A 15,447-nucleotide genomic window follows, 5' to 3' on the forward strand; every position below is an offset into this window, starting at 1 on the left:
ACTGGAATACTTCAAAATTAGATTAAGGGTTTAAGAGAGAGTTAAAATAGGCTAATATTAGTCTGTTTAATTGCAGAAAATTATTTACATATACATAGCTGTTATGTCTTATACAGGTTGCCAGTTATGTTGAATTATAGTAGAATATTAACATGGAACAATCGTGTTGCCGGGTGTGTTGTCCTTCATTCCATAAGAATGGAGGTGATGTCTATGAAAAATCAAAATAATTTTGATTTTAAGGATTTATTGACCTTTGGCCTTTTCCTTTTAGCATTACTTACATTCGTTTTTACATTTTGTAAGTAGCCATACATAGAAAAACCACCCTGATACTTGGCAGTTGAGAGGGTGGAATTTCTGCTTCTATAACGGTCAACCACCTTGTGGGCGGTTGTTCCTTTTCTAACTGTATTGTAGCATAATACACATAAAAAATCAACATTCCATTTTAGGAGGAAATTATGTTTTTCATATGCGGCATGAGCCAGGGAAAGAAACTATTGGATTACACCAAAACAGTAATATGCGGTCTGTGCGGAGGCTACGGCAGGTACCAGGTATTTATGACCTACAGCTATTTCAGCATTTTTTTCATTCCCATTATAAAATGGGACCGGCATTACTACGTACAAATGTCCTGCTGTAATACCATTTACGAGTTGGACCCGGAAAAAGGGAAAAGACTGAGCCGCAGGGAGTCCGTGGAAATCAGTGAGCAGGATTTGACTCTGGTGCAGTCTGGCCACAGGACCTCAGACTGGAACCGGAAGCAATGTTCCCACTGCGGATACGAAACAACAGAAGATTTTGAATACTGCCCCAAATGCGGACAGCGGTTTTAAGAAGGAGGAAAGAAGGTATGGAGATTAAAAAGGTAACCTCCGTATATTTTAGTCCAACAGGAGGCACGAAAAAGGTCTCCGCCTTTTTGGCAGAAGCCCTTGGATTCAGCATGGAAGATATGGATATCACTGATTATGAGGCAGGAAGAGAACCCGAATTTTTTAGCCCTGATGAATTAGTCATTTTTTCAGTCCCAGTATACGTAGGCCGCGTTCCGTCCGCAGCGGCAGAAAAAATCAGGAGATTCCATGGAAATAGCACTCCTGCCATTGTAATGGCAGTCTATGGAAACCGGGATTATGAGGATGCCCTATTAGAGCTTAAGGATCTGGTATCTGCTAACGGTTTTATTCCCGCAGCAGCCATATCAGCCGTAGCAGAACATTCCATCATGCGCCACTATGCCGCGGGACGGCCGGATGAAACAGATGAAGGAAAGATAAAGAATTTTGGAGAAACCATCCTTAAAAGCTTTCATAACATAGAAACCACCATAGAAATACCAGACTTTCCTGTCAAAGGAAATCCGGATTACCGAAAGTCCAATGGAGTCCTTCTAAAACCGGCAGCAGGAGAGGCATGCACCGGTTGCGGTATTTGCTCCATAAAATGCCCTGTCCACGCCATTCCGGGCGAGGCTCCGTCCGAAACCGACGAAGAAACGTGCATCTCCTGTATGCGCTGCATCTCCGTCTGTCCGGTGGGAGCCAGAAATTTAGACCAGTCAAAGGTATCCAGGCTCTCCCAGGCTCTTGCAGAAGAGTTTAAAGAGAGGAAGGAGAGCGAGCTGTTCCTGTTTCAACCTAAATAATAATATCATCAAGAGCTCTTTTGGGAACGTAATGTACCTGATTCTCATCCCGGTAATAGTGGGTATCCCCATTCGCCTTAACAGGAACCATGACCACCTCTTCTTTAGGCTTTCCTAGAGCAAGAACTAAGTCTACGGAATACCTGGAAGTATCAATGGAGAGGGCTTCTGCCAAATGATTTCTCTGGACACTGGCCAACATGCATCCGCCGTATCCCTTTTCCACGGCTCCAAGCATGATGGTCTGAGCGGCGATCCCGTCATCATACAGCTTGTTTTTCCCAAGGGACAAGTCGCATAAAATGATGATGTAGGCAGAAGGGCGTTCCCCTTCTTTTGGTCCGTCCCAGTCCGGCAAAGCGCCCGCCCAGCTTAAGGTCGGGTATACCTTGGAGGTTTCCTCGGGAGTGTTGCACAGCCTGTACTTCAGGGCCTGGGAATTGGCTGTTGAGGCGGTGAGCCGGGCTAAATCAACCAGATCTTTTAAGTCATCCATGGAAATGGTTTCTGCCTCATAAAAGCGGCGGAAGGTACGGCATTTGGTAACCAGTTCTTTCAACATATAAAATTCCTCCTGTTTTGTTTGTATTATTATCCGTTTGCTTATCTTAAAAGTATAGCAGGTATTGGCTTGATCTGCAATGGACATGGGAAAGGAAGGGAGAGATTATAATGAAAACCAGGGCAGAATTAATTACTTATTGCTTAGGCTATCCTGAGGTTTACGAAGATTACCCTTTTCATGACCACCAGTGGACCGTTATCCGGCACAAAAAAAACAGAAAGGTATTTGCCTGGATCTATGAACGGAATGGACTGGTCTGCATTAATTTAAAATGTGATCCGGAGTGGGTGGAATTTTGGAGAAATGCATTTTCCGGCGTGCTTCCGGGGTATCATCTGAATAAAAAATACTGGAATACCATCCTCATGGACGGATCCGTACCAGAGAAGGAGATCAAGCGGATGATAGGGGAAAGTTATGATTTAACCACATAATTGTCTTGTTTTGTCGAACAAACTGTGGTAAAAACTAACAAAAATATTTTTGTTTTTCGAATGATTATTGTGATGTTTTTGGAGTGGACAAATTTGGAATGATCGATATAAAAAAAATTCAAGAGTATAATTTCATAATTTAAAGCTATACTTCTCCCCCGTCAATTGTCATTAGTTTTAAGATTTTACTTGATTACAAGTGTAGTAAATGGCAAAATGGGAACATTGACTTTATTTTCTTAAGGTGCTAAACTGGGACTCGGCTTCAGGGACATAGGACAACATGGAGCCGCGGCATACAAAAGAACAATAACACCTATGTAGTCGCAAGGAGGAGAATTATTATGAAATTAACAGCAAAGAAACTGGTACTTACAGGAGCAGCCGTATTAACTATGGCATCCATCTCTGCATGTGGCAGCACCAAGGAAGCTGAAACAACAGCAGCTACCGAGGCATCCATCACAACAGAAGCAGCAACAGAAGAAGCTACAACTGCAAAAGAGTCAGAGGAAGTTGTAGATGAGTCCAAGACAGAAGAAGTTTCCTTAGACGAGTCTTCCGAAGAAGAAAACAGCGAAGATGCAGCAGCAGATGATGTAGAAACAGAGTCTGCAGAAGTTGAATCCACAAAGGCTGCAAATTAATCGGTCAGATTACCGGTTCGGTCAGGAATGTTAAATTTCCGGGGCAGGGACAATTGTCTAATGTCTTATAGTTAATAATTGATTTTACGCAGGTCCTTGCTTTCCAGGACAGAGTTTTGGGAAATTTCCAACTCTGTCCTTTTTTTGTAGAAATGATATGAATGAACAGCAAAAACTGGCGGTAATTAAAGCAGAAAGCCTTCTGATTTTTATTTTAGAATTTTACCAGACTATCGATCTCCACCGGCAATCCGGAAGCAATTGATTTATTTGCCGCCACTCCGGTTAATATTGACATTGCTCCGTCAATATGAGATGCGGCCCGATGGAATGGATCTGGCTCAGGGTTGCCGAATATATCATTCAGCAGGACCGGATCACCGCCTCCATGACCACCGGCACCTTCTGCCACTTCCACTTCGTAAGGCTTTCCGAACATCGGATAAACCATCAATGACTTTCCGGTCAATGCCCCTTCGTCTGCTTTGTCTCCACCTGCATTGATATAAGACTTTTCCACTGCTTTCATTTCAATCCGGCCTTTGCTGCCATTAAAGACCACTTGAAAGCCCTCCCAAGGCATGTAAGCATTGAGGGAATAGGTGAGAATCGCTCCGTTTTTATATTTTACCGTTACGCCCATGGTATCTTCAATGGAGATGTCGTCAGCAAAGACACTGCGGTCACGAATATACCCGCTGTCTGTTTCCGCTTTCAGATAAAGTTCCCGCAGATCCTCATTGCTTTCCAGATCGATCGCAAAGGGATCGCCTTTTGCAGCATCACTTCCATGACAGCGGTAATAAAAATTAGTTTCCCCTCTTTTCTCGGCATTTTTCATACCGTAGAAATTCAGCTCACCAAATGCAAATACAGTTTTAGGCTTGCTGTCAATCCAGAAATTAACCAGATCAAAATGATGCGTTGATTTATGAACCAGGAGACCGCCGCTGTTGTATTTGTTACGATGCCATCTGCGGAAATAGTCGGCTCCATGCTGGGTATTCAAAAGCCATTCAAAGTGTACTGAAAATACGTCACCGATCACTCCGTCACGGATCAGCTCCCTGATCTTAGTATTGTGCGGGGCATAGCGGTAATTAAAGGTGACCCGCAGTTCCTTTTTTGTTTTTTTCTGGGTATCTATGATTGCCTGTGCCTTATCCTCATCAATTGTCATTGGCTTTTCAGAAATTACATTGTAACCTTTTTCCATTGCCCGGATAATGTAATCATGGTGTGTCCGGTCCACACTGGTCACAATAACTGCATCCGGTCTGATCTCATCAAGCATCCGGTCAAATTCCGTATAGTGATAGGTCGGAACCCGGTCCGCCCCATGCCGCTCAGAAATAATCTTATTTGCATAGTCCATTCTGGTTTGAGAGACATCACAAAACGCCGCCATCTCACTGGTTTCTTTGTATGTAGATACAATAGCTTCATAAAAAAATCTTGCTCTTCCTCCGGTTCCTACCTGAACATATCGCTTTTTCATCATTAAGTTCTCCTTTTTTAATAAATTCAGCTGCCTGATCCAGATCAGCCGGTTCTTTCCTTAATGAATTTCAGCTTCTTTCAGCAAATGTAATATAAGAAGCATCAGGAAAGGAATATTCACCACGGTAATTGGAAGCATTATAGTGAGGATATTTCACAGGCTGATACTGATTTTTATCCTGTTCATCCTCCTGAGTATAAATGCACAGCCGTTGATAATCCCATACCACAATTTCATCTCGGCAGTCACCGCACAGATCAATGGCATCACAGCACATCTGGGGATGTCCGTCATCAGGAAATCTAACTGCTGCCATTCCGTCACCATTATGTAAACCTCCTTTATCCGGATCTGCATTTAAAATGAATAAATCACTGCCATCGCCTTTCCAGTTAACCGGAACCAGGACATTGCCATTTTGCTCGTTCTCCATTTCCCACAATGGATTGCCGAAGCAGTCATAGAAATATACTACGCCCTGATGTCCCCAGAAATTACTGACAGCCAGCTCAAATCCCTTACGGTCAGGACAATAATTACCAACGCTGACCCGCTGAGCGTGGCCGATCTTATCCCGTGTCAGAATTTTTCCCTGAAAATCACCAATAAAAAATCCCTCGGTTCCAGATACACAGGCAAAATAACCCCTGTCACTGCCAGCCATAAATTTACCTGCAACAATTTCATCTGTATGATCTTCCTTTATTGGATAACTCCACATAGGATTCCCCTTATGATCCAGCATAATATAGCCGCACAGAAGTTCATCAAACCCGTCCCCATTTATATCAATTGCCAGCGGATAATGCCCTGTATTCAATGGGCTCTTAAAATGCCACATCAGATTGAGCTCTGAATCAAAAGCAAAGATGCGGCAGTAGCGGTCCTTGATTAAAATATCTGACGGTCTCTCTTTGCCGGAGAAGTTGGCAATACGGATTCCATCCGGATTGATCCGGTCAAATGCATAGCTGCCAAAAGGCACACCGATCAGACTGGTGTCATCATCATCACTGAGAGGTGTCTTTATTTTCTTTTTGACAGCCCCGGTAGCTCCATCGAGAATCAGAAGCTCAAAGTTAATCCCACAGATCACCTCATCCTTACCATCACCGTCAATATCATACACCTGAAATGGCAGATCAGCTGATATTTTTCCCAGCTTTTCCGTCTGAACGGAAGGTTCTCCCCATTGCCATAAAATATTCCCCGACAGATCAATGGCGGTCAGGCAGCTGATATGGGGGTAGGCATCCCGGCTGACTCTTTTCTGCGCCTGAGCCAGAACAATATGCCACTTTTCATTCCCGGTCAGATGCCCGAAGCGGATCTGACGGCTGGTTCCAAAATCCTTCAAATCAATACTCTTCCATAGCTTCATCCCTGGATAGTGACGCTGCACTTCCCTTTCCCGTTCCTTTTCCTGCTGTATCCGTTTCTGTATCTGTTCGTAGCCATTTTTGTCTGTTGTTACTTTTACTGATGCAAATTGGGTGGGACAATCAGCCGTAATTCCGACTTTTCCGCCTCTGGCCACCAGACCAGCCGATTGAAAAGCAATCAATTCCTGATGATCGACAAGGCACTTGACCTGATTGCCTTTGCATACAACCTGCAAGTGATACCACGTATCACAATCACTTTCAAAAGCCGCCCCGGCCAAATAATGTACTTCTTCTTTATGCCGGTGTACCAGCGAAATTTTCCCCTTCTCCATCTGCAGAACCAGCGTATTGATGCTGTTTGCCATGCAAAAGGCCAGGCCTGCAACACCTTTGGTTGATAACCGTTTTAATCTGATTTCGCAAGTATAATCCCGCCACTGAGGCAGTCCGGTCTGAAGCGTCGGGAACATCCGATGGGGATGATTTTTTTCAATCCGCATTTGTTCCATATAATGTGTCTTCCCGTCACCGGTAATAATCCAGGTAGGCCCGGTTCCGTTATAGCTGTAATTGCATACCTGGTCAACCCACTTCCCTGCATACCCGTTCTGGCTGACCAGCTGATACTCACCCATTGCGGAATGGTCCGGGTCATAGGGAAATTCCCCGATTTTGAAACCGGAAAAATCATCATAAAATAATATCACTTCCTGTTCCATATTTTTTTATCCCTTTCTGTTTTTATATTCCTGAGGTGTAACTCCGGTAATGCTCTTAAATAAGGTTGAAAAATACTGCACACTGCTGTATCCCAGGGTTGACGATATCTCATATATTCGCATATTCGAGGTGGTTAAAAACACTTTTGCCCGCTCCACCTTAATCTGTTTTACATACTCAATAAATGAAATTCCCATTTCTTCTTTAAAATAGCGGCTGAAATAGGAGGGATTCATATTCATGAATTCAGCAACATCAGTCATGGTAAACGGAGTATCTATTTTCTCCTTCATGTAATGAAGGCTCCGTTCGATGGGGGTGAGCAGAACCGGATTTAAGGTTTTCTGCACAGATTCCAGGGCCTGTTTCGCTTCTAGAACACTTTTTCGTTTATCCCTGGCATTTAAGACCTGCTCGATCACTTCAGATTTTAGAACCGGCTTGGTCACAAAACTGTTTACCCCCAGTTCAATAGCCCTTTTCGCATATTCAAATTCCTGATAAGCCGTAATGACAACACACTGTAAGTCAGGAAGCTTCTGTTTTAGACATTGAATCGCAGTCAGGCCATCCATGCCCGGCATTCGGATATCAGTCAATAAAAGGTCAGCCTGATGTTCCAGTGCAGCCTTGACCATCTGTTCACCGTCTTCTGCCTTAGCCGCCACGCAGATTCCATATTCCTCCCATGGAATGGTATCCGCAATCCCGTCCAGCACGCTGCGTTCGTCATCTGCGACAATCAACTTGTACATCCGCTTTCCTCCTCTGGCAGCCGGACTACCACTTTAGTCCCCTTGCCAAAAACACTTTCAATTATCAAGCTTCCTTTTCCGTGATAAGACATCCGGATTCTTTGAGCGATATTGGCCAAAGCAAAGAATTCATCTTCCTGATAGTCCGTCTGTTCCAGCACTTCCTGAATCTGTTTCAGCCGTTCCGGCTCAATCCCTGTTCCATTATCCTGAATCTCAAAGACAAGATCACCTTTCTGGCGGTAACCGTTTACCGTGATCAGCGTCGTTTCTTTCCCAACCGCTGCCCCATGGCCAATGGCATTTTCCAACAATGGCTGAAGCAACAGGTTGGGTATTGAATCGCATAGTATTTCTTCGTCAAAAACAATCTTACATTGAAATTTATCCGGGAAACGGATTTCCTGAATTTTTGCATAATACTTTAATTGATTCAGATTATCAAACAGGTTTATTGCGTCATTGCCAAAGTTCAGACTGGTCTTATAATATCCGGCAGTGGCATATACCATCTGCTCCAATCCATCGTAATGTTTCTGTTCCGTCATCCAGATCATGCTGTTAAAAATATTATACAGAAAATGCGGCTTTATCTGTGATTGAAGCATCTTCAGTTTTCCGTCCTTTAAGCGGATCCGTTCTACGATCAGCTCATGGACCAATTCTTTCGTCCGCAGGGACATATGATTAAAGTGGCAAAAGATTTCATCAAACATATCCTGGCTGCCGCCTTCTACCTGTACTCCAAATTCCCCCTCCTCAAAATCTTTCATTGCCTGTAAAAGCTGTTCCATCGGTTCTTCTACCCTCTTTCGGGAGATTCGGACAATCATGGCATAAGCGGAAATTAAAATGGCACAGAGCAGCAGTACTGCGATTACAAAAATACCCCAGTCAAAGGAAATCCCGGTTGACGGATAATAAAGATAAAAATGCCAGCCTGAGTAGTCAGACTGTTGGTATACAGCATGAAAAGGACGGTGCCGGACATAAAATTTAAAGTTTGAGCTCTGACGATTATCAGCTGCCTTTAAATACTCAATATCATTATCCGCAAGACGCATTGCCGGAATTTCCACAGTCTCACTGATAATGACAAAGCCATCTCCGCTCTCTCCTTGTTTCATTAAAGCAGAAAATACGTCTTTAGAAACATCAATACACACAAGTCCGGTTTTTTCTCCGGTAACAATTGAATATATTGGGCTTAGGTAATATAAAAAAAGTTCTCCGTTGCTTTCCCGCGGAACAATACCTTCGTTAAAATCCATTACCCAGGCAGAATTTTTAATATTATCCATATAATTCTGATAATAAGCAGCCGCATCTTCGTTTACATCGTAAAAGACTCCGTTTCTGGAAGTAATCAATGTTTTGGTTGTCCGGTCAAAGACCCTGATCCGGTATACGTTATTAGCACTGGCTTCCATATTGGAAAGGTAATCCATACAGGACCGGTAATACAGATAATTCCGTTGATTTATATTCGCAGCCTTAATTCCCTGAATCTGCGAGCTGGTCCAAATAGAACCGCCGATGGTTGCAATCTCTTCCATGATACGGTCAGCATAAGTGACCGACTGGGCCAGCCGCCAATACTTTTCATTTGCTACAACTGCCGTCTCACGTACGGAATAATAGGTCATAAACATTACACTGATAATAACCCCGGCCATTAGGAGAACCTTTAAAAAATAGGTATGCAACTCTCTCTTTAACTGATATTCATGTTTTTTCACACCACATCCTCCTGTCTGTAGAAAAATTATAACAGTATCTGCGGTATGGGGCAACTTGTGATATAAGAATGGCCTGTATGGGTTGGGAAGAGATGAGAGTAAAGGAGGGTCTGCAGCAGCGGTTCCTGTCCAGCGAACCAGACATTCTTAAGGCCGCAACTGCACCCCCTCATTTTTCTGTCTTCAGCTACACGATCTAATTACTGGCCATTCAATTCCTTTAAAATGGTGTCCCCATCAACACTGTTCCAGAAGTTTCTGTAATTTTCCATTCCTTCCTCTACTGTCACAGTCCCAAGAACTATCTGTGATACTGCTTCCTGCCAGGCACTTGTAATGGAAGAAGCTACCTGGTCATGAGTATCAGAAATACCAGAAGGAACTACGTGTTTGGGACCTTTATACTGCTGAGCCAGAGCTGTCATCTCATTCTGGGTACTCAGAGACGCTTCAATCCCTGCCGGCGGCACTACCTTTAAGCTGCTGAAATCATCAATGAATGATTCAATCAGATAAGTATATTTTGGTGTATAGCCGGAATTGGCGGCCTTTTCTGTCGCTACTGCCATATTATTTTCATCTAAAGTGTAATGCTGACCTTCGATTCCCAGATTAAAGAACGCAGAGTATACCTCCGCATCGCAAACCAGAGCTTCGATCAGTTTGATTGCCTCTTCCGGATTCTTACAGTCAGCAGAAACTGCAAACGCTGTCTGAATGGCCTCATTCAGTCCACCGCCGTCTCCATCTGGTCCGATTACCGCATAAATCGGAAATACATCTGAGTACTTACCGGCAGCCTCTGATTGTGACAGATAGTTGGTATAATTCATTACATAGTCAATTGCGCTGGCCGCTTTTTTTGTGTATACATATTCCCGCATTGTGGCATTTTCCGTAGTAATAAATTCCTGGTCAATGATCCCTTCCTTGTAGAGCCGGCACAGATATTCCAGAGCTTTTACCATTTCCGGTTCCTGGAAACCATCTACATACATACCTTCTTCATTTTTATAAATGCCTGCATAGGCTCCATAAGAATTCATAAAGTACTGGAAATTATCGATCCATTTCGGAAAACTAAATGGAATGATCCCGGTTCCCTTCAGCTTGCTGAGTTCTGTAACAAACTCTTCCGTGGTTGGAGTATGAGAAAGCTGAATATCATGCTCTTCCATAATATCCTTACGCATAAACAGAACCTTTACTCTGGGCTGATTATATGGTACATGATAAATGGAACCATTTATTTTCAGAATATCGTAATTATCAGCCGGAATTGCTGATAATTTTTCAGAACCGGCAATGTATTGATCCAGATTCATCAGTTTCCCTCTGGACACATAGTTAGGCAGCTTGGTCATAACCTGTGACAAGGATACCACATCCGGCACATCGCCGCTGGAAATCATAGTCTCTACCTTTTCACTGTAGTTTGCTACTGGGGGGATAATGGTTGTAAGAGAAACACCCACTCTCTCCTCCAGCATTTTCGTAACTGCTTTTTGCAGATCAGCATCTGTACTGATACCGAAGTTATTATCAGGAGAACTGAAGCTAAGTCTGACCGATTCCTTTGCTGCCTCACCCGAATTTCCTTGAGACTGGGGCCCGTCCGCTGTATTCGGACCATTCCCCCCTATGGCTGTGCTGCTGCCGCAACCGGCAAGCGACGATAGCAGGATTGCTGCAGTAAGCCCCAATGCTGCAATTTTTTTCTTCTTCATCTTAATACTCTCCTTCCAATTGGTTGTTTTAATTGTGTTGCTCTATTCCTTTACACCGCCCAGCATCAATCCGCTGACAAAATAGCGTTGTACGAACGGATAAATAACCAGTACTGGCAGCATACCCAACATCATAACGGCCATTTTAATATTGTTATAGACTACGTTTCCGTCTCCTAATGAACCGTCACCCTGAAAAACGATAGCCCGCAGCATTACCTGTAACGTATACTTTTCATTGCTGTTAATAAACATTACGGCCTCTGTATAGCGGTTCCAGTATGAAACAAAGTAAAACAGCATTACGGCAGATAAAATCGGAACTGCAAGCGGAATTACAATCCGGATCAGTACCATCAAATCATTACAACCGTCAAGCTTAGCTGATTCAACCAGACTCTCTGGTATGGAGGTCATAAAATTCTTCACAATAATCAGATTAAAGGTGGATATGGCAAAAGGCCAGATAAGCGACCAGGAACTGTTAATAAGTCCCAGGCTTTTAACCAGAATATATAACGGCATAATTCCGGCATCAAACACCATAGTGATCGTTACAATCCTCATAATCTGTCTGCGGAACAACAACTTCTTCTGTGCCAGTACATATCCCATGGGAATTGTGAGCAGCATAGATAATCCGGTTCCTGCCGCTGCTACCCAAAGGGAATTAATAAATCCTTTCATATATCCGCTGCCCAGCACTTTCTGATAATTTTTTAAGGTCAGGGATCTGGGCCACAATAAATAAGCACTTCCCATAACATCCTTATCCTCAGCAAAAGATGTAACAATGACATTCCAGATCGGCAATATCACCATTGCGCAAATCAGGATCAGAATAATACTATTAATAATACGGAATATAATCCGGGATCTCGCTTCTTTTATCTTCATAACCAGGCCTCCTTATGCTGTTATAAAATACTGTCATCCAATAGCTTCTTACTGAACATGTTAGTCCCAAGCACCAGGATCAGACTGATAATTCCCACCAGCAGACTGACTGCCGTTGAATAAGCGATATTTCCTGACAGAACACCTTCCCGGTATGCGTAGGTCTGGAGCACATCACTGACGGAGTACACAGATGAATTATACATTACCTGTACCTGTTCGAAAATCTTAAGCACATGGGACAGGTTCAGAAGCAGCATGGTGATAATTGTTGATTTGATACTTGGCAGAGTAATATGCCACATCTGCATCCATCTTCCGCCACCGTCTATGGCTGCCGCTTCATAAAGCTGGGGATCCACAGTTGTCAGGGTCGCAACATAAATCACCGCACCATATCCCATCTGCCGCCAGATATAAGAAAGTATCAAAATCGGACGGAACCATTTGGTACTGGCAAAAAAGTAAATCGGCTCCCGCCCCAAAGCTGTCAGGATATTGTTCACCACTCCGGAAGACGGTGATAAAATATTAGCAAATATCGCTCCTACAATAACCCAGGAAAAAAAATAAGGGATATAGATTAAAAACTGGACAGAGCGCTTTGCCGTCAGTGATTTTAACTCATTAATCATCAGTGCGATAATTAACGGAAAGGGAAAATAAAAAATAATATTACATAAGCTGATGATAATTGTGTTCCGGAACGCATTCCAGAACACTGCTGATTTAAATAAGCGCTGAAAATTTTTCAATCCCACAAAATCAACATCTGCCCGGAATCCGTAATTGGTAAAGGCCAGAAGTAATCCGCTATATGTAAGATATTTAAAGATAACAAACCATAGCAGACCTGGCAAGAGCATCATAAACAGATAACGCTGCTTATACAGAATCGTAGTAATCTTAAAACTGCTTTTCTCCATAATCATTTCCTCTTTGTGCAAAGTGTATTTTTAATTTCCTTGATAAAATCATATCATGTTTATTTTGACTGTTGAACGTCCTATTTTTTACTTTTTGTTCGTTATTTTTACTTTTCTGCATAGGCCTGTATGGTATTTTTTTCTATAATATTTAAGTGGATTAATGAGGCTTAAAAGAACAGCCAGGATTCAAAGCAACGTGATCACAGGAAAAGGAAGAAAAAAATATTTCCATATCCCCTGCTTAAGGAGAGCGTTTGCTATTATATCTCAACAAAATGACATTGGGAGAATTGTCCCCACTCTTTTTACGTCCACATGCTATGCAGAGTGATGGCTGTTGTGATATAATTTTTTCAAACATCCATAAAAGGAGGCCTTTTCCAATGAAAATCACCTATATCCATCACAGTGCATTTCTGGTGGAGCTTGAGACAGTAGCCTTGCTGTTTGATTATACAGAGGGTACTCTGCCAAAGCTCAATGACAAAAAACCCCTTCTGGTTTTTGCAAGCCACCGTCACGGGGACCATTTTTCTGAAAAAATACTGGAGTTTAAAAAAGAACATGAAAAAACCAGGTATATCCTGTCGGATGATATTCCGAAAGGACGGCTGCCCAAGGAGCTTATAAGCGAGGCAGTCTTTGTAAAGCCCGGAGAAAGGAAAGGCTTTTCCATTTCAGAAGGCAGTCTCACTGGCCCATTTTCTGAGGAAGGAAAGGCAAATGCAGAAATTCTGACATTCCGCTCCACCGATGAAGGCGTAGCATTTCTTTTAAAAGCGGAAGGTGCGGTCATTTACCATGCCGGGGATTTAAACAACTGGAGATGGGAAGGGGAACCGGACGACTGGAATGACCATATGGCAAAGCAGTATTCCGAAGAGGTGGACAAGCTGTCAGGCAAGCATATTGATGTGGCCTTTCTCCCTCTGGACCCCAGACAGGAAAATGCTTTCTGCCTTGGCTTTGATGAATTCATGAGAAAGACCCGGGTTAGCCATGCATTTCCCATGCATTGCTGGGGGGATTTTTCCGTTATAGGCAAGTTAAAGGAAATGGATATTTCTGAACCTTACAGGGACCGGATCGTGGATATCCGCCAAGACGGGGAGTGCTTTGAAATCGGGCAGGAGACAGGTTCTTATGGAAAATGAGAAGGGACAGCCGGGGGAGCTGACGCTAAAAGAACAGAGAGAGGTTTTGGAGGCCGCAATGCAGGCCGGGCACATTCTTTTGGAAAACGGAGCGGAGATTTTCCGGGTAGAGGAAACCATGGACCGTATCTGCCGCCACTATGGGATCCAGTCCGTAAATTCCTTTGTTCTCAGCAATGGGATATTTACCACCTCAGGCAATGAGAGAGAAGAAATATTTGCAAAGGTCCAGCATATTCCGGTGAGCGGGACCCATTTGGACCGGGTGGCGGAGGTAAACCAGCTTTCCAGAGAGATTGAGAAAGGCTGCTTAAATCCAGGTGAAGTAATTCGGCGTCTGGATCAGATCCGTGTTATTCCGGGAAAACCAAAAACCATGCAGATTCTGGCTTCCGGTATTGGAAGCGCCTGCTTCTGCTATTTGTTCGGGGGAAACTTAAGGGACAGCTTCTCAGCTTTTGGCACCGGGATTCTTCTATATGTATATGTGATTTTTATAAGCGTCCCTCATCTCTCAAAGATTGTGGGGATCATCGGGGGAGGCGCTCTGGTGACTTTTTTGTGTACGGTTCTTTATCTGCTCCATTTTGGAGAACACTTAAATTTCATGATCATCGGTTCCATCATGCCTCTGATTCCTGGAGTTGCTTTTACAAATGCCATTCGGGATATCGCTGACGGGGATTATATCTCCGGCTCCGTCCGGATGCTTGATGCGCTGCTGGTATTTTTCTGTATTGCCATGGGCGTTGGACTGGTGTTCAGCCTGTTCCGCCATCTGACAGGAGGTGTGCTTCTATGAGCACTGTTGCGGAAGCCGCCGCTGCGGTTGTGGGAACGGTTGCATTTTCCCTTTTGTTCGGGGTCCCCAGGAGGTTTTATCCATATTGCGGACTGATCGGAGGGGCAGGCTGGCTGGTTTATGCAGGGTTTGTGAAAATCCTGACGACTCCGTCGGCTGCTTTGGCGGCCACCATTGTGGTGATCCTTCTTTCCAGAACATTTGCCGTGAGAGAACGGTGCCCTGTCACCATATTTTTAATATCCGGTATTTTTCCGGTGGTGCCTGGTGCAGGATTATACTGGACGGCTTATTATATTGTGACGGATGAACTGGCGTTGGCGGTCCGGACCGGGTTTCTTGCGCTTAAGGTGGCAGTTGCCATTGTACTTGGAATTGTGTTTGTTTTTGAGCTGCCTCAGGGTTTTTTTAAATTTGCTGCAAAGAAACAGGTACAAACGGACGATAAATCTAATATCCCGTAACAATCTGCAGGCATATGACATTTGCATAGCATGATTTTTGTAGTTTACAGAAATAAAAGAGAAGGGAAGGA

At 43.6% G+C, this 15,447-nt stretch carries 15 protein-coding genes; 7 read left to right on the top strand and 8 right to left on the bottom strand.

The window, feature by feature from the left end:
- The first annotated feature begins 464 nt into the window (after window positions 1-464).
- Together K401_RS0110360 and K401_RS0110365 are read left to right on the top strand one after the other, a co-directional pair.
- A complete protein-coding gene (locus K401_RS0110360) occupies window positions 465-845 on the top strand; it encodes a zinc ribbon domain-containing protein (protein ID WP_024292879.1) in 381 nt (126 codons plus the stop codon).
- 17 nt (window positions 846-862) lie between these two features.
- A complete protein-coding gene (locus tag K401_RS0110365; protein WP_024292880.1) occupies window positions 863-1,657 on the top strand; it encodes an EFR1 family ferrodoxin in 795 nt (264 codons plus the stop codon).
- On the opposite strand, the gene K401_RS0110370 is transcribed toward K401_RS0110365, so the two are convergent.
- Window positions 1,650-2,219: a nitroreductase family protein gene (locus tag K401_RS0110370; protein WP_024292881.1), complete on the bottom strand. Its 570-nt coding sequence runs from the start codon at window positions 2,217-2,219 to the stop codon at window positions 1,650-1,652. The two genes, K401_RS0110365 and K401_RS0110370, sit on opposite strands and share 8 nt — an antisense overlap.
- 110 nt (window positions 2,220-2,329) lie before the next feature.
- Here K401_RS0110370 and K401_RS0110375 point away from each other — a divergent pair, with 110 nt between their 5' ends.
- Complete coding sequence (locus tag K401_RS0110375) at window positions 2,330-2,656, top strand: MmcQ/YjbR family DNA-binding protein (RefSeq protein ID WP_024292882.1); 327 nt, start codon at window positions 2,330-2,332, stop codon at window positions 2,654-2,656.
- Window positions 2,657-3,000: 344 nt separating this feature from the next.
- Window positions 3,001-3,303, top strand: coding sequence for a hypothetical protein (locus K401_RS0110380; protein WP_024292883.1), 303 nt, complete (start codon window positions 3,001-3,003; stop codon window positions 3,301-3,303).
- Window positions 3,304-3,517: 214 nt separating this feature from the next.
- Here K401_RS0110380 and K401_RS0110385 read toward each other — a convergent pair whose 3' ends face one another.
- The 7 genes from K401_RS0110385 to K401_RS0110415 all read right to left on the bottom strand — a co-directional run bounded on the left by K401_RS0110385 (window position 3,518) and on the right by K401_RS0110415 (window position 12,953).
- Window positions 3,518-4,804, bottom strand: a complete 1,287-nt coding sequence (locus K401_RS0110385; RefSeq protein ID WP_242837930.1) for a Gfo/Idh/MocA family protein — start codon at window positions 4,802-4,804, stop codon at window positions 3,518-3,520.
- Window positions 4,805-4,871: 67 nt separating this feature from the next.
- Window positions 4,872-6,908, bottom strand: a complete 2,037-nt coding sequence (locus tag K401_RS0110390; protein ID WP_024292885.1) for a hypothetical protein — start codon at window positions 6,906-6,908, stop codon at window positions 4,872-4,874.
- Window positions 6,909-6,914: 6 nt separating this feature from the next.
- Entirely contained in the window at window positions 6,915-7,664 is a 750-nt protein-coding gene (locus K401_RS0110395) for a response regulator transcription factor (protein WP_024292886.1), read from the bottom strand.
- Window positions 7,652-9,403, bottom strand: a complete 1,752-nt coding sequence (locus tag K401_RS0110400) for a sensor histidine kinase (RefSeq protein WP_024292887.1) — start codon at window positions 9,401-9,403, stop codon at window positions 7,652-7,654. Before K401_RS0110400 ends, K401_RS0110395 begins: the two co-directional genes overlap by 13 nt.
- A 200-nt stretch (window positions 9,404-9,603) precedes the next feature.
- The gene (locus K401_RS0110405; protein ID WP_024292888.1) at window positions 9,604-11,130 is read right to left on the bottom strand and encodes an extracellular solute-binding protein; all 1,527 of its coding nucleotides are present in this window, start codon (window positions 11,128-11,130) and stop codon (window positions 9,604-9,606) included.
- A 42-nt stretch (window positions 11,131-11,172) separates the two neighbouring features.
- Entirely contained in the window at window positions 11,173-12,027 is an 855-nt protein-coding gene (locus K401_RS0110410; RefSeq protein ID WP_024292889.1) for a carbohydrate ABC transporter permease, read from the bottom strand.
- Window positions 12,028-12,047: 20 nt separating this feature from the next.
- Window positions 12,048-12,953, bottom strand: coding sequence for an ABC transporter permease (locus K401_RS0110415; RefSeq protein ID WP_024292890.1), 906 nt, complete (start codon window positions 12,951-12,953; stop codon window positions 12,048-12,050).
- Window positions 12,954-13,339: 386 nt separating this feature from the next.
- On the opposite strand from K401_RS0110415, the gene K401_RS0110420 reads away from it, so the two are divergent.
- From K401_RS0110420 to K401_RS0110430, 3 genes are read left to right on the top strand one after another with little or no spacing between them, the layout of a single operon-like run.
- On the top strand, window positions 13,340-14,110 hold the full coding sequence (locus K401_RS0110420) for an MBL fold metallo-hydrolase (RefSeq protein ID WP_024292891.1): 771 nt from the start codon (window positions 13,340-13,342) through the stop codon (window positions 14,108-14,110).
- Window positions 14,100-14,912, top strand: coding sequence for a threonine/serine exporter family protein (locus K401_RS0110425; protein WP_024292892.1), 813 nt, complete (start codon window positions 14,100-14,102; stop codon window positions 14,910-14,912). The genes K401_RS0110420 and K401_RS0110425 overlap by 11 nt, the downstream gene beginning before the upstream one ends.
- Window positions 14,909-15,376 (top strand): threonine/serine exporter family protein, encoded by a 468-nt coding sequence (locus tag K401_RS0110430; protein ID WP_024292893.1) that lies wholly within the window; start codon window positions 14,909-14,911, stop codon window positions 15,374-15,376. Before K401_RS0110425 ends, K401_RS0110430 begins: the two co-directional genes overlap by 4 nt.
- Window positions 15,377-15,447 lie beyond the last annotated feature (71 nt).

This window comes from Lacrimispora indolis DSM 755 (genome assembly GCF_000526995.1).
Taxonomy (GTDB): domain Bacteria; phylum Bacillota; class Clostridia; order Lachnospirales; family Lachnospiraceae; genus Lacrimispora; species Lacrimispora indolis.

Bases quoted from the DNA above. Each gene is read 5' to 3' on its own strand.
- K401_RS0110360 (WP_024292879.1), top strand. From the start codon at position 465: ATGTTTTTCATATGCGGCATGAGCCAGGGAAAGAAACTATTGGATTAC.
- K401_RS0110365 (WP_024292880.1), top strand. From the start codon at position 863: ATGGAGATTAAAAAGGTAACCTCCGTATATTTTAGTCCAACAGGAGGC.
- K401_RS0110370 (WP_024292881.1), bottom strand. From the start codon at position 2,219: ATGTTGAAAGAACTGGTTACCAAATGCCGTACCTTCCGCCGCTTTTAT.
- K401_RS0110375 (WP_024292882.1), top strand. From the start codon at position 2,330: ATGAAAACCAGGGCAGAATTAATTACTTATTGCTTAGGCTATCCTGAG.
- K401_RS0110380 (WP_024292883.1), top strand. From the start codon at position 3,001: ATGAAATTAACAGCAAAGAAACTGGTACTTACAGGAGCAGCCGTATTA.
- K401_RS0110385 (WP_242837930.1), bottom strand. From the start codon at position 4,804: ATGATGAAAAAGCGATATGTTCAGGTAGGAACCGGAGGAAGAGCAAGA.
- K401_RS0110390 (WP_024292885.1), bottom strand. From the start codon at position 6,908: ATGGAACAGGAAGTGATATTATTTTATGATGATTTTTCCGGTTTCAAA.
- K401_RS0110395 (WP_024292886.1), bottom strand. From the start codon at position 7,664: ATGTACAAGTTGATTGTCGCAGATGACGAACGCAGCGTGCTGGACGGG.
- K401_RS0110405 (WP_024292888.1), bottom strand. From the start codon at position 11,130: ATGAAGAAGAAAAAAATTGCAGCATTGGGGCTTACTGCAGCAATCCTG.
- K401_RS0110410 (WP_024292889.1), bottom strand. From the start codon at position 12,027: ATGAAGATAAAAGAAGCGAGATCCCGGATTATATTCCGTATTATTAAT.
- K401_RS0110415 (WP_024292890.1), bottom strand. From the start codon at position 12,953: ATGGAGAAAAGCAGTTTTAAGATTACTACGATTCTGTATAAGCAGCGT.
- K401_RS0110420 (WP_024292891.1), top strand. From the start codon at position 13,340: ATGAAAATCACCTATATCCATCACAGTGCATTTCTGGTGGAGCTTGAG.
- K401_RS0110425 (WP_024292892.1), top strand. From the start codon at position 14,100: ATGGAAAATGAGAAGGGACAGCCGGGGGAGCTGACGCTAAAAGAACAG.
- K401_RS0110430 (WP_024292893.1), top strand. From the start codon at position 14,909: ATGAGCACTGTTGCGGAAGCCGCCGCTGCGGTTGTGGGAACGGTTGCA.